The sequence below is a fragment of the Streptomyces sp. CA-142005 genome (assembly GCF_050942335.1).
In the GTDB taxonomy this organism is placed as follows: Bacteria; Actinomycetota; Actinomycetes; order Streptomycetales; family Streptomycetaceae; genus Streptomyces.
Window position 1 is genome coordinate 9,604,837 of record NZ_CP192078.1, and the last position, 13,289, is coordinate 9,618,125.

The following is a 13,289-nucleotide window of genomic DNA, read 5'->3' on the forward strand; positions in this document are numbered from 1 at the left end:
TCGGCTCCGAGGTTTGTCAGGACGAGCAGGGCGTCTCGGAGGCGGTCGACGGGCGAAGTGCCCGCGGCGCCGACAGGGCCCGGCTGGCGACAGCCGAGCGGCGTCGATCAGCCCAGCGATGCAGTTGCCGCACGCAGGTCTTCCAGGGCTGCCAGTGCGTGTGGCGCGAGCCCTTCGGTGCCGTCACGATCGCTTTCGGACCACTGGGCGTATCCCCGTTTGAACGCGAGGACTCCCAGCTCGGCCGCGAGGTGCGCGGTCGGGTCGGGGACGCCGCGGGCGATGAGCGCGGCTGTCATGGCGGCCGCGAGGCCGACGCTCTTGAGGGCGTCGCGCTCTTGCAGTTCGGTGCTGGCTGCCACGGCTGCTTTGAGGCGGGGGCCGAGTTCGCGGTTCGCCGGGCCCATGGCGCTCGATGCGCGCTCGAGACCGGCTGCCACCGCCTGGAGCGGGCTGGCGCTCGCGGGGGCCTCGGTGATGCCGTCGGCGAGCAGCCTGCTCAGCGTCTCCTGACCGGCGACCAGCAGCTCGCGCTTGTCGGAGAAGTATCGGAAGAAGGTGCTCTTGGTGACGCCGGCGCGCTCCGCGATCTGCGTCACCGTGGTGGCGTCGTAGCCCTGCTCGGTGAACAGGTCGACGGCCGCGACGACGAGTCGCTGGGCCGCCCCTGGTTGCCATCTAGCCATGAGACCAGGATAGGTGATGGGACACCTGTCCCGTCACCGTGTAGAGTCACTGATGGGACAAGAGTCCCATCACTTTCAGGGAGAGCTCATGCATGTCTTCGTCACCGGCGGTACCGGCACCATCGGCTCCGCCGTCGTCGCCGAACTGCTCGGCAACGGCCACACCGTTCTCGCGCTGGCTCGTTCGGACGGCTCCGCGCAGGCCCTTGAGCGCGCCGGCGCCAAGGTGCTGCGAGGAGACCTGGCCGACCTCGACGCTCTGCGGTCCGGCGCGGCGCAGTGCGACGGCGTGATCAGTCTGGCGTTCGGACGCGACTACAGCAGTCCGGACGCTCTCGCCCAGGCCATCGCCGAGGAGAGCGCCGCTCTCACCGTGCTGGGGCAGGAACTCATCGGAAGCGACCGCCCGATCGTCACGGTCTCCGGCACGCCCTGGGTGCCTGGACGGGCCTCCACCGAGGCCGATCCGCTGCCGACCGACGGACCGGTGGGCGGTCGGGGCCGTTCGGTCAACGCGCTGCTGGACCTCGCCTCGCGCGGTGTGCGCAGCACGGCTGTCCGTATGCCGCGCACGGTCCACAACGAGGGCAAGGGGGGATTCGCCGGCCTGTTGACCGATCAGGCGCGCCGCACCGGGGTGGCCGGCTATCCGGGCGACGGCACCCAGCGCTGGCCGGCCGTGCACGCGCTCGACGCAGCGGTCCTGTTCCGCCTGGCCCTTGAGTCCGCGCCGGCCGGGACGGCCTGGCATGCCGTCGGCGACGAGGGCGACGCGGTGCGGGACATCGCCACGGTCATCGGCCGGCGACTGGGCCTGCCGGTCGAGGAGGTTCCGCAGGACAACTTCGGCCCGTTCGGCCCGATTTTTGCCATGGACCAGCCGGCGTCCAGCGCCCACACCCGCGATGCCCTCGGGTGGCAGCCGACCCACTCCAGCCTCCTCGAGGACCTGGAGAACATTCAGCCCTGACGCACACCGGCTCGACGGGACCGTCTGTGGTCGGCTCAATGAGTTACTGGCAAAGGGCTGGAATGCCCGGTGCCGGGATACTCGAAGTTGTCGTGGTGCCTGTCTGCTGAGCAGATCCGTCAGCGACTGACTTCGAAGTCCGTCAGGACGAGCAAGGCGCGCAGGAGACGGGTCGCATGGGCGGGGTCGGTGCGGAGCTTGGTGAGGATGCCCCAGTTCTTGAGGTGGGCGAAGCCGTGTTCGACCGGTGCCCGTCCGACGGCGAGGACCCTGTTGGCGGTCTTCTGGCCGGGGGTGAGCTTGTGGGTGCGGCTGGCATGGAAGCCGGTGACGATCACAGGATCGAGTACGTCGTTGTCCAAACCGCGAAAGCCCAGGTCCGCCAAGGCCCCGAGGCCGGCGGCGCGCAGGTGGGCAGGATGTGATCCTGGCGGGCGGCGGTGATGTCGTGAGTGCGGCCGGGCCGGACGGCGGATATCCAGATCAGCCGGCCCCGCTCGTCGGTCACAGCGAGGAAGTGCAGGCCGTGCCGGTGGTGTTTACCTGAGTAGTTGCGCCGGTCGGCTTTTCCGGTGCGGCGCTGGGTGGCGATGAGGGTGCCGTCGATCAGTACCACCTCCCCGCCCTGCCTGGCGACCTTCTTCAGACTGCGGTCCGCTCGGTGTGGGGAGCTGCGCAGGGCCGGGATCTGTTCTCGATCAGCGGCGTGCCGACCGCTGTCAGCTCCTGTCAACTACCGTCTGCTGCCGGTCTGACGGCCGGGCCTCATTTCAGATGCCGGGTGAAGAACCGGGTTGCGGCCTCCCCTGCGGACTGCGGGACGCCGGTGTGGCCGCCCATGTTGGCGTGCAGGGACTTCTCCGTGGAGCCGAAGGCGTCGAACAGGTCCAGGGCCGCCTGCCGGTCGTTGCCTTCGTCGTCCCACTGCAGCAGGACGTGCAGCGGAATGGTGATCTGCCGGGCCTCCTCGAACATGGTGCGGGGCACGAGACTCCCGGCGAAGAAACCGGCGGCCACGATGCGCGGCTCGACCGCCGCAAGCCGGATGCCGATGGAGATCAGTCCCCCTGAGTACCCGACTGGGCCGCCGATCCCAGGCAGTGAAAGGAGGGCGTCCAGGGCGGCCCGCCATTCCGGGACCGCCTTTTCGACCAGCGGGAGGACAAGGGCGTCGACGATCTCGTCGTTGACCGGCTCGCCGGCCTCCATCGCCCGGCGCAGGTCGGCGCGGGCCTGCTCGGCAGCGGGCCAACGGGGCCGGTCGCCGCTTCCGGGGAGCTCGATGGTGGCCGTGGCGAAGCCCTCCGCCGCACAGTGCCGGGCCCGGGCCACCAGTCGGGGGTACACCGTGCGCAGCCCGAGGGGAGGGGGGCCGAGCAGGATCAGCGGCGCCGGTGCGGATGCGGATGCCGATGCGGGTGTCCACAGGATGCCGGGGATCTCGCCGAGGGTGAATTCGCGTTCGAGGACGCCGTCGTCGAGGCGCTGCTCGGAGGTCATATGCATGGTCGTGCCTTTCGGGAGTGCACTTGAACGGCGCTCCCGGACGACCCGTCTATCGCCCGACCGTGACCCCGGAGGGGAGCACCCATGTCGATACTGCGTTCACGGGTACCACCTCCTCGATCTCTCGCACGGCCTGTGGAAAGGTAGCAGCGGTCACCCCTCGTCCGCCAAACGGTTTTTCGCGGCAGGCTCTGTGGCCGGATACGACGGAGACACTGCGGAGCTACGTGCCGGGGTCGGGTCGTCGCGACTTCGGCGAGTGGCGGCTGTGTGACGGCGGGGGTGCACTGGCGCTGCCGTTTGTCGTGGACATCTACACGACGCACCGCCGACGCCTGCCACACTCGTGTGCAGGTGCCTTGGCGCCATTTCGGCCCATCCGCAGTCTCGCCCCACAGCTCGGCGGGTTCGGACTGCTCAGCAACCACTTGGTCCGGGGCGTCGATGGCGAGCGTTCGGAGATCTGCAGGGAACTCCCGCAGCGGCTCCGATGGGCCGTAGTTCGAACACGCGGGCTCGCCGTCAGGGTGCTGTGCGACAACCAGGGCGGCTGCGGCAACGGCTCGCTCGGCGTCGGGGGCGTCCAGGGCGCCGGCGAAGTCGGCGGCGGTGTCGTTGTCGAAGGGCCGGTGTCCCAGGTGCCCATGTGATCTCCTCGCGTAGCCCTTCGGGAATCCTCGCATTGGCCGCCGACAGGCGTCGGCGAGGCGCTGAACGATTCGGTGGGTCACCCGAAGTTCACGGGCGACCGCCCTACGGCCGTGTCCTTCACCGAGCATTCCGTGGACGATGGCGGGTTTCTCGCGGATTCGGTCGGCGAATCGGTGTCCGGTCGGCCATGGCGACGCGCCGGCTTCGGGAGCCGATGGCGCGGTGACGCTCTCGGAGCCGGGTGCCGCGAATGGCACTCGCAGGCTCGATGGCGCGACACGCATCGCTCGGTGGCTTCACCGAGGTTGCGCCAGAGACGGAATAGATCTGCGACCTGCACCGCTGTGGGAGCCCCGGTGCTGACACCTCGGCGAAGAAGGGGGCACAGTCGCGACAGACCACCTCAACCCCCAGGACGCTCAGCAAGCCAGGCAGCGACGGTGACAGTCCCACGGTCAGGCAGTGGATCCACGGGCCTGCGGGATTCGACGTCGACCAGCACAGTCCCGTAGATACGGACCTTGCGCATCGCGTACTCGTCGACGCCCACCACCTGCGGTGACGCGGTTGAGTATCAGGCATCGCATCGACCAGCCGAAGTGCCGTGCTGCGGCTGACGAAGATGCCGAAGACGTCCGCAAGACGTGCTCCGGCACGGCCGGCCAAAACGAGACCCACCTCGATCAGGGCTGCTCGCATCCGCTCAGTCCGCTGAGCATGACGGCGGTCAGTCCAGGGATTTGTTCAATGAAGGGGGCTGGGGCGGGAGGGGGAGCGCGAGTGGTGCGGGGCGGGTCTGGGGGAGTCCTCGCCCTGTTCGCGAGTTCACCGGCATCGGCGTCGGGTCGGCTCTCGTCGGGGTGGCCGCCATGCGACTGCCGCTGGTCCAGGCGAGGGGAAGACGGGTCGATGGTCTCAGCTCGAGCCGGGCGGTGCCGTTTTGCCAGGGCCGTTGTCCGGTTCTGCGTCTGCCGGGCGAACCGTTTCTTCCGCTCTCTGCCGCGGCGGCCTCTTTCCCGCGGTCATCGCGGCGGCCGCACGGACCAATTGCGCTTGCACCTGTTCGAACGCTCGCGCCCGTGAACGCTTGCGCTTGTGACTTCCGCTCATGCCCGTTCAACGCCCCCGCCGGGCGGTCCGTCACCGGAATTCCCCCGGATGGAGCACTCAACTCCGGCCCTGTGATGATCCGACTGGTATCCGGATAGCCCTGGCCCGTTGGGGAGCGAGAAGGACTGCGGAGCCCGGGTCGTGGCCGCCTGGCCCCACACCGTCCGCAGCCTTCTGCTCGGTGGACCCGTCACGACCCGGGGTCGTTGACCAGAAAAACTCCCTGGGACACCTGTCGCGGAAGGACGGGCATGGATGGTCGCGATCCTCGGCGTCCACCTCGAGCGGCATCTCTCACACCGACACTGGGGTCAGGGGTTGGCATGATCTTGCTCCCTTCTGTGTGCGCCTTTGCTGCACCCTCGCGACCGCCCCGCGCACGAAGTGTGCCGCGCTCTCTACGGGCTTCGCCTTCGACGCGGCGGTCGGACGTTCGCCGACTGCCAGCAGCCGCGTGTCCGTTGCGGTGACCGGCACTGGGAACAGTCCGCTCCCGTGCGCTCCTCGCGGCGACCACCATCGAGGCGACAGTCGTTGGCCGGACCGGCGCACCATTCGCAGATGCCCGGTCGGCCGGCGGCGCGCCGTGGTCGAGGATCCGGCGCCCGCCGTCGTGCCTGTCACGTTCCGGTGCCGATAATCCCGCGCTCAGTGTTCACCGGCAGACCCTCCCGGTGATCAGGGACGCTGCTCATCCTCGTCGTGGCGCCCGCCGCCAAGGCGGTAGCCGGCGTCGTGGAGGCCTTCCCACTGCACCGGCCACGGTCGTCGTGCAGGGTGGCGGTGTCAACGTCCTCGTCCCATACGGTGTGGCGGCGGTCCTGGTACAGATCGGTGTCGCTGTCGCGGCCGATGCCGGTGTGGATGCGGACGGTTGCGCGGCCTTCCAGGCGGAAGTGGTGCAAGGTGTAGGTGCGGTCATCGTCGTTCGACAGGGTCCATCCGTCCCGATTGATGTTCCGGTGGCTGGCGTTGGTGAGTCCCACCCACTCTCGGGCGGGTGGGCACCGGGTGAGTGTGCGGCGTCAGTTGAGGCGTCCACCGAGGCCGCCGTCGGGGCCGGTGAGGCGCGCTCGGCGGGTCGCGGCGGTCGCTCCGGGCGGACCTCCTGCGCTCCGCGCCGGTTGCGGTGCCGCGTGGGCCGGCAGGGCCTTCGAACCCCCGCCGCCGGTTGGAGCCTCCGCCTTCCGCAGCGCGTCTCCTTGTGATCGGACTCCCGGCTCCCTCAGCCGCCGGATGACCAGGGGGTCACGCCACGCGTGGCATCGGATACATGAAGTTAACTTCCCCGACTCGGGCGTGAGACCGGTTCTGTCGACCATCGCAATACCTGTCAAGCGACAGGTATCTGTCGATCGCTCGGAGGTGCGGTGATGAGCCGACCCGAACTCCCCCTTGGGCTGAGCCCCGAGGGCGGTGTCACGACCAGTCCCCCTCCCGTCGGCTATGAGCAGGAACTCCACCGCGGGGTGGGCAGCTTCGCCTCGTTCGCCGCGGGGTTCTCCTTCGTCTCGATCCTCACGACCGTCTTCCAGCTCTTCGGCCTCGGCTTCGGTCTCGGTGGCGCGGCGTTCTTCTGGACCTGGCCGCTGGTCTTCGCGGGCCAGATGCTGGTCGCGCTCTGTTTCGCCGAACTGGCGGCGCGCTGGCCCATATCGGGGGCCGTCTACCAGTGGTCGAGCCGGCTGGCCGGCACCACGGCGGGCTGGTTCGTCGGCTGGATCATGGTGATCGGGCAGATCCTCACGGTCGCGGCGGCCGCGATCGCGGCGCAGGCGGTGCTGCCGGGTATCTGGGCCGGGTTCCAGGTGATCGGCGGACCGGGCGCCGATCCGTCGGTCGGCTCCGCGACCGGTGCGCAGAACGCGGTCCTTCTGGGGTGCCTGCTGCTGGTGGTCACCACGGTGGTGAACATCCTGGGCATCCGCCAGATGGCCGCCGCCACCAGCTTCGGCGTCACGATCGAGATCATCGGTGTGATCGCGCTGGTCCTGGTGCTCTTCTTCCTGCCCGAGCGAGGCCCGCAGGTGGTGGTCCACAGCACCGGCTGGGCCGGCCACGGCGGCTATGCCGGGGCCTTCCTCGCGTCCTCGCTGATGGCGGCGTACGTGATGGTCGGCTTCGACTCGGCGGGCGAACTGGCCGAGGAGACCCACAGTCCGCGCCGGACTACTCCCCGCACCATCCTGCGGGCCCTGGTCACTTCGGGTGTGGGTGGCGCGCTGCTGATCGTCTCGGGACTGATGGCGGCGAGCAGCCTGACCGACGGGAAGCTGGCCGCGGGCGGTCTGTCCTGGGTGCTGACCGACCGGCTCGGCGGAGTCGTGGGGAGGCTGCTGCTGTGCTGCGTGGCGGTCGCGGTGTTCGCCTGCACACTGGCGGTGCAGACCTCCGGGGCGCGGATGATGTACTCCATGGCGCGTGAAGGCGCCCTGCCGTTCCACCGGCGCCTCGGGAAGGTCTCGGACCGCACGGGTACGCCCATCACCACGTCGATCGTGGTGGGCGTCGGCGCCGCGCTCGCGCTCGTGGTCAACGTACGCCAGTCCGCGATCTTCACGGCCCTCTCCAGCCTCTGCATCGCCATGCTGTACCTGGCCTATCTGGGCGTGACGCTGCCGCTGCTGGTCACGAGGATCCGGCAGCGCGGCACCGGCGGACTTCCGCAGGGAGTCGACGAGACCGGGCTGCCCCTGTTCTCCCTGGGCCGATGGGGAGTGGCGGTCAACGCGGTGGCGGTGCTCTACCAGGCCGGTATGACGGTCAACCTGATCTGGCCTCGTGCGGAGATCTACGACCTCACCGGCGGTACGTGGTGGCTGCGGTGGAGCGCCCTGCTCTTCATCGGGCTGGGCCTTGCCGCCGGTGCCGCCTACTTCCTCGCCCGCCGGCTGCACCGCCGTATCGAGCTGCGGCACGTACCGCACACGCACACCGGGCCGCTACTCGGGGCGGAGGCCGTCGCCGAGCCCGCCTGAGGGCCCGGGCGACGCGAATCGACGCACCGATGCCGTACCGAAGAGGGGATGACGGGACACCCATGATCCACGCCGACAGCTCGACGGCTCACGCGCCGCACGGCCAGGACCGGGCCGGGCACGAACCGGCCGGACAGGCTCACGCCCGGGCCCGAGAACTGCACCTGACCGACAGCGTCCGCAGCGCCCGGGAGGACGCCCGTGCCCAGGGCGGCCGGGCCGGGGAGTGGATGCCGTATCTCCCGGCGTCCGGCAGTCCGCACTGCCCGCCGGGGGTGGATCCGGCCGCCCTGGTGTGGGCGGAGACGGTGGCACCCGGCGGCTACACGCACAAGGTGCTCGCCCGCGGCACCCGGCTGCGTTTCGACGACCCGACCGGCGACGCGTGCGCCCACCTGCTGCTCTACAACGCGCTGGATCCGGTCGAGCGGCTCAACGTCGCCGACACCCAGAAGATCCCGTGGCAGGCGTACCTGGGCGAGAACCACCCGCTGCTGTCCGGAGACGGCCGGGTCATGTCCGTGGTCAGTGGTGACTCCTCGGGCCGGCACGACGCGTTCTGCGGCACCACCACCGATGCCTGGAACGAGCGCAAGTACGGTGACGCCCGCCCCGAGGGGCCGTCTCCGTCCGGCCGCGGACTCTTCCTCAAGGCGGCCGCCAAGCACGGCCTGAGCCGCCGCGACCTGCCGCCCAGCCTGTCCTTCTTCCAGGGCGTACGTGTCGAGCCGGATGGCACACTCGCCTGGCAGGGCAGCGCCGGCCCGGGGACGCATGTCGAACTCGTCGCGGAGATGCCCCTGTTGGTGCTGGTCGCCAACGTCGTCCATCCGCTGGATCCGCGACCCGGCTACGTCGTCGGGCCCTTGCGCGTGCACGCCTGGCGCGGCGCTCCGACCGGCCCGGACGAGCCGCGGTTCACCGCCACGCCGGAACTGCACCGGGCGTACCTGAACACCGTCGACTACTGCGAAGCCCGGGGGCTGTGACATGGCGACCACGCGGATCGAGAACACGCCGACCACCTGCCCGACCGCCTCGGGCGGCACCGTGGCCACCACCGTCCCGGTCGGCGCGGTGTACGCGGAGGGCTCCCGCCTGGACTGGGGAGAGAGCCTGGTGCAGGGCGCCGTCGTGCTGGACGAGAAGGTGGCGCCCAACGGGCCCTGGTCGGCGGTGGTGCGCAAGGGGCACGTCCTGACGATCGTCGACGTCGGCGGCAACCAGTCGGCCGACTGCCTGCTCTACAACGCCGACGATCCCGAGGAGCGGTACAGCGTCCCCGACACGCTGGCCTGGCAGGGCAACGCCTATGTGCGCACGGGCACCGTGCTGCGCAGCGGCGAGGGCCGCCCGCTGATGACGGTCGTCGCCAACGAGATCGACCGCCAGGACACCATCGGCGGTGCCTGCGGCAAGGAGTCCAACACCCTGCGCTACGGCCACCACGTGATGTACCAGCACGGCTGCCGTGAGAACTTCCTCGCCGAGGCCGGCCGGCATGGGCTCGGTGTACGGGACGTCGTGTCCAACCTCAACTGGTTCATGAACGTGCCCGTCGAGGCGGACGGCGCGCTGGGCATCGTGGACGGCATGTCGGCGCCCGGCCGCCGGGTCGCCGTGCGGGCCGAAACGGACGTCCTGGTGCTGGTGTCCAACTGCCCGCAGATGAACAACCCGTGCAACGACTTCAACCCGACGCCCCTGCGGATGATCGTCGTCGACCCGGTACCGGCCGCAGGCGCGCGACCGTCCGCGGCGGAGGCCGTCCACACCCAGGAGGGAGCCGCGTGACCCGCCCCACCGCCGTTCTCGTCGCCAACCGCGGGGAGATCGCCCGCCGCGTGATCCGCACCGCCAGGAGGATGGGCCTGGGCACCGTCGCCGTCTTCTCCGACGCCGACCGGGCGGCCCCGCACGTCCGCGAGGCCGACCACGCGGTCCGTCTCGGTCCGGCGCCCGCCCGCCAGTCGTACCTGTGTGGTGACACGATCATCGAGGCCGCGCTCGCCCACGGAGCCGGGATCATCCACCCCGGCTACGGTTTCCTGTCCGAGAACACCGCCTTCGCCCGGGCCGTGGAGGAGGCCGGACTGCGTTTCGCGGGTCCGACGGCCGACCAGATCACCGCCTTCGGGGAGAAGCACACCGCGCGCACCCTGGCCAAGGCGGCCGGAGTGCCGCTGCTGGCCGGCACGGAGCTGCTCGGGAGCGCCGAGGAGGCCGTCACCGCGGCCGGATCGATCGGACTGCCCGTGATGGTCAAGGCCACCGGCGGGGGCGGCGGCATCGGCATGCAGGCCTGCGCCACCGCCGACGAGGTGCGCGAGGCCTTCGCTCGGGTCGCGGCGCTCGCCGAGTCCAACTTCGCGTCGGCCGGGGTGTTCCTGGAGCGCCTGGTGCGTCCGGCACGCCATGTCGAGGTGCAGGTCTTCGGCGACGGCACCGGCCGGATCGCCGTCCTCGGCGACCGGGACTGCTCGCTGCAGCGCCGCAACCAGAAGGTGATCGAGGAGGCCCCGGCCCCGGCCCTGCCCGGTCACGTCCGCGCGCTGCTGCACGACTGCTCGCGCCGGCTGCTCGCCTCGGTCGGCTACCGCGGCGCGGGCACCGTGGAGTTCGTCTACGACCCGGTGCGCGAGGAGGCCGCCTTCCTGGAGGTCAACACCCGCCTGCAGGTCGAGCACCCGGTGACCGAGGAGGCGTACGGCGTCGACCTCGTCGAGCTCATGCTGGCGCTGGCCCGGGACGGCAGGGTCGACGACGCGGTGTTCGAGCGGGAGTGGACTCCCACCGGGCACGCGGTGGAGGCCCGCGTCTACGCAGAGGACCCCGGCCAGGACTCACGGCCCTCCTCGGGTCTGATCACCCGGGCCGTCTTCCCGGGGCAGGGCGCCGGTGACATGCCGGGTGTCCGGGTAGACGGATTCGCCGAGACCGGTCTGGAGATCTCGCCGTACTACGACCCCATGCTCGCCAAGGTGATCGGCAAGGGACCGACCCGCGACGCCGCGTTCGACGTGCTCGGCCGGGCCCTGGCCGCGAGCCGGGTCGACGGCATCGTCACCAACCTGGGCCTGCTGCGTGCGCTGGCCGTGCGGGCCGAGGTGCGCGAGACCGTGCACAGCACCAGCACGCTCGACACGACCACCGACCCCGAGCCGCGCATCGACGTCCTGGCGCCCGGAGCGATGACCACCGTCCAGGACCTCCCCGGCCGGCTCGGCTACTGGCACGTGGGCGTGCCGCCGAGCGGCCCGTTCGACCCCGTCTCCTTCGCCGAGGCGAACCTTGCCGTCGGCAACGCCGCCCAGGCGCCCGGACTGGAGGTGACGGCGGGTGGGCTGACGCTGCGCTTCTCGGCTGCCACCGTGGTCGCCGTCACCGGCGCCGGCGTTCCCGTCACGGTGAACGGTGTCGCGGCGGCCCTGTGGGAGCCGGTGCCGGTCCCGGCCGGCGGCACCCTGGCCCTCGGCACCTGCCCGGGTCCCGGGCTGCGCAGTTATGTGGCCGTCCGGGGCGGCGTCGACGTACCCGAGTACCTGGGCAGCGCCTCGACCTTCACCCTCGGCGGCTTCGGCGGGCACGGCGGACGGGCGCTGCGCGCCGGGGACGTCCTGCGGCCCGCGTCCACCGGGACCGCCGTCGGCGGCCCCACCCCGCTCGCGCGCCGTCCCGCGATCACCTCGCAGTGGGAGATCGGTGTCACCGAAGGGCCGCACGCGGCACCCGAGTTCTTCACCCGCGAGGACATCGACACCCTCTACGCCACCGGCTACACGGTGCACCACAACTCGGCCCGCACCGGGATCCGCCTGATCGGGCCCAAGCCGCGATGGGCCCGCCAGGACGGCGGCGAGGCCGGGCTGCACCCCTCCAACATCCACGACACGCCGTACGCGGTGGGCGCCCTGGACTTCACCGGCGACACGCCGATCATCCTGGGCCCCGACGGGCCGTCCCTCGGCGGGTTCGTCTGCCCCGCCGTGGTGGCCAGCGGCGACCTGTGGAAGCTGGGCCAGCTCCGCCCGGGCGACACCGTGCGGTTCGTACCGGTCAAGGAGGCCGAGGCGGCGTCCCTCGACGCCCGACGCGCCTCACCCACGCTGATCCGCGGCGGCGGGGACGGCGACGACGGCGTGCTCGGCCGCCTGGCGGCCACCGATGCCCGGCCGGCCGTCACCTACCGCCGGGACGGCGACGACAACGTCCTGGTCGAGTACGGCCCCATGATGCTCGACCTCGGCCTGCGGATGCGGGTGCACGCCCTGCAGGAGACGCTCACCGCTCACGCGCCGGACGGCGTCGTGGACGTCACCCCGGGCATCCGCTCCCTGCAGATCCACACCGACGCGCGCCGACTGAAAGCCCGTGACCTGGCGGTCCTGCTGCGCCAGTTGGAGGACGAGGTACCGCCCACCCATGAGCTGGTGGTGCCCTCCCGCACCGTACGGCTGCCGCTCAGCTGGGACGACCCGGCGACCCGGCTCGCCATCGAGCGGTACATGGCCGGGGTGCGCGACGACGCCCCCTGGTGCCCGTGGAACATCGAGTTCATCCGCCGTGTCAACGGCCTGGAGAGCGCCGACGACGTCTACCGGAGCGTCTTCGACGCCTCCTACCTGGTGCTCGGCCTCGGCGACGTGTACCTCGGCGCCCCGGTCGCCACGCCGCTCGACCCGCGGCACCGCCTGGTGACCACCAAGTACAACCCGGCCCGCACCTGGACCGCCGAGAACTCCGTCGGCATCGGCGGCGCCTACCTGTGCGTCTACGGCATGGAGGGTCCCGGGGGCTACCAGTTCGTCGGCCGTACCGTGCAGATCTGGAACAGGTTCCGCAAGGGCGGCCTGTTCCGGGACTCCCCCTGGGCGCTGCGCTTCTTCGACCGCATCGAGTGGTATCCCGTCACCGCGGAGGAACTGCTCGAACTGCGCGCCGAGACCGACGCCGGCCGCGGTGACTTCCCGACCGAGGAGGGCACCTTCTCCATCGCCGAGTACAACGCCTTCCTGGCCCGGGAGGCCGACTCGATCGCCGCGTTCCGCCGGCGGCAGAACGCCGCCTTCGACGCCGAGAAGCAACGCTGGCGGGAGGCCGGGGAGTTCGACCGCGACGACGATCCGGCGCCCGTGACCGCCGTCGGCACCGTCTCCGTTCCGGACGGCGCCGTCCCGGTCACCGCTCCGTTCACCGCCACGGTCTGGCAGGTCGCCGCCGCGCCCGGCGCCACCGTCGCCGAAGGCGCCCCGATCCTGTCCCTGGAGGCGATGAAGATGGAGTCCAAGGTGACCGCCCCGGCCGCCGGGACGCTGCTGGAGGTCTACGTCAAGCCCGGTGAACAGGTCGCCCCGGGCCAGGTCCTCGCGGCGGTGAGGGCATGAGCGC

11 protein-coding genes are annotated in these 13,289 nt (G+C 71.0%); 5 read left to right on the top strand and 6 right to left on the bottom strand.

Annotated elements, in window-relative coordinates; translation table 11 throughout:
- Nucleotides 1-107: 107 nt before the first annotated feature.
- Nucleotides 108-686 carry a TetR/AcrR family transcriptional regulator gene (locus ACQPXS_RS44380; protein WP_390684253.1) on the bottom strand — a complete coding sequence of 193 codons (579 nt, stop codon included), beginning with the start codon at nucleotides 684-686 and terminating at the stop codon, nucleotides 108-110.
- Between the two features lie 88 nt (nucleotides 687-774).
- Here ACQPXS_RS44380 and ACQPXS_RS44385 point away from each other — a divergent pair, with 88 nt between their 5' ends.
- Nucleotides 775-1,656, top strand: coding sequence for an SDR family oxidoreductase (locus ACQPXS_RS44385; protein WP_433455128.1), 882 nt, complete (start codon nucleotides 775-777; stop codon nucleotides 1,654-1,656).
- A 119-nt stretch (nucleotides 1,657-1,775) separates the two neighbouring features.
- On the opposite strand, the gene ACQPXS_RS44390 is transcribed toward ACQPXS_RS44385, so the two are convergent.
- The 5 genes from ACQPXS_RS44390 to ACQPXS_RS44410 form a co-directional block, all read right to left on the bottom strand.
- Nucleotides 1,776-2,018 (bottom strand): transposase family protein, encoded by a 243-nt coding sequence (locus ACQPXS_RS44390; protein WP_433455129.1) that lies wholly within the window; start codon nucleotides 2,016-2,018, stop codon nucleotides 1,776-1,778.
- Nucleotides 1,991-2,389, bottom strand: a complete 399-nt coding sequence (locus ACQPXS_RS44395) for a transposase family protein (protein WP_433455130.1) — start codon at nucleotides 2,387-2,389, stop codon at nucleotides 1,991-1,993. The genes ACQPXS_RS44390 and ACQPXS_RS44395 overlap by 28 nt, the downstream gene beginning before the upstream one ends.
- A 32-nt stretch (nucleotides 2,390-2,421) precedes the next feature.
- A complete protein-coding gene (locus ACQPXS_RS44400) occupies nucleotides 2,422-3,162 on the bottom strand; it encodes an alpha/beta hydrolase (protein ID WP_433455131.1) in 741 nt (246 codons plus the stop codon).
- On the bottom strand, nucleotides 3,153-4,097 hold the full coding sequence (locus ACQPXS_RS44405; RefSeq protein WP_433455132.1) for a DUF4259 domain-containing protein: 945 nt from the start codon (nucleotides 4,095-4,097) through the stop codon (nucleotides 3,153-3,155). The genes ACQPXS_RS44400 and ACQPXS_RS44405 overlap by 10 nt, the downstream gene beginning before the upstream one ends.
- A 1,446-nt stretch (nucleotides 4,098-5,543) precedes the next feature.
- A complete protein-coding gene (locus ACQPXS_RS44410; RefSeq protein WP_433455133.1) occupies nucleotides 5,544-5,909 on the bottom strand; it encodes a lamin tail domain-containing protein in 366 nt (121 codons plus the stop codon).
- A gap of 387 nt (nucleotides 5,910-6,296) precedes the next feature.
- On the opposite strand from ACQPXS_RS44410, the gene ACQPXS_RS44415 reads away from it, so the two are divergent.
- The 4 genes from ACQPXS_RS44415 (at nucleotide 6,297) to uca (ending at nucleotide 13,285) form a co-directional block, all read left to right on the top strand.
- Entirely contained in the window at nucleotides 6,297-7,901 is a 1,605-nt protein-coding gene (locus ACQPXS_RS44415) for an amino acid permease (RefSeq protein ID WP_433455134.1), read from the top strand.
- A gap of 62 nt (nucleotides 7,902-7,963) precedes the next feature.
- A complete protein-coding gene (locus tag ACQPXS_RS44420; RefSeq protein WP_433455135.1) occupies nucleotides 7,964-8,890 on the top strand; it encodes an urea amidolyase associated protein UAAP1 in 927 nt (308 codons plus the stop codon).
- 1 nt (nucleotide 8,891) lies between these two features.
- Nucleotides 8,892-9,695: an urea amidolyase associated protein UAAP2 gene (locus ACQPXS_RS44425; RefSeq protein WP_433455136.1), complete on the top strand. Its 804-nt coding sequence runs from the start codon at nucleotides 8,892-8,894 to the stop codon at nucleotides 9,693-9,695.
- Nucleotides 9,692-13,285, top strand: a complete 3,594-nt coding sequence (uca, locus tag ACQPXS_RS44430) for an urea carboxylase (RefSeq protein WP_433455137.1) — start codon at nucleotides 9,692-9,694, stop codon at nucleotides 13,283-13,285. The genes ACQPXS_RS44425 and uca overlap by 4 nt, the downstream gene beginning before the upstream one ends.
- Nucleotides 13,286-13,289: the final 4 nt, after the last annotated feature.

Bases quoted from the DNA above. Each gene is read 5' to 3' on its own strand.
- ACQPXS_RS44380 (WP_390684253.1), bottom strand. From the start codon at position 686: ATGGCTAGATGGCAACCAGGGGCGGCCCAGCGACTCGTCGTCGCGGCC.
- ACQPXS_RS44385 (WP_433455128.1), top strand. From the start codon at position 775: ATGCATGTCTTCGTCACCGGCGGTACCGGCACCATCGGCTCCGCCGTC.
- ACQPXS_RS44400 (WP_433455131.1), bottom strand. From the start codon at position 3,162: ATGCATATGACCTCCGAGCAGCGCCTCGACGACGGCGTCCTCGAACGC.
- ACQPXS_RS44405 (WP_433455132.1), bottom strand. From the start codon at position 4,097: ATGCGTGTCGCGCCATCGAGCCTGCGAGTGCCATTCGCGGCACCCGGC.
- ACQPXS_RS44415 (WP_433455134.1), top strand. From the start codon at position 6,297: ATGAGCCGACCCGAACTCCCCCTTGGGCTGAGCCCCGAGGGCGGTGTC.
- ACQPXS_RS44420 (WP_433455135.1), top strand. From the start codon at position 7,964: ATGATCCACGCCGACAGCTCGACGGCTCACGCGCCGCACGGCCAGGAC.
- ACQPXS_RS44425 (WP_433455136.1), top strand. From the start codon at position 8,892: ATGGCGACCACGCGGATCGAGAACACGCCGACCACCTGCCCGACCGCC.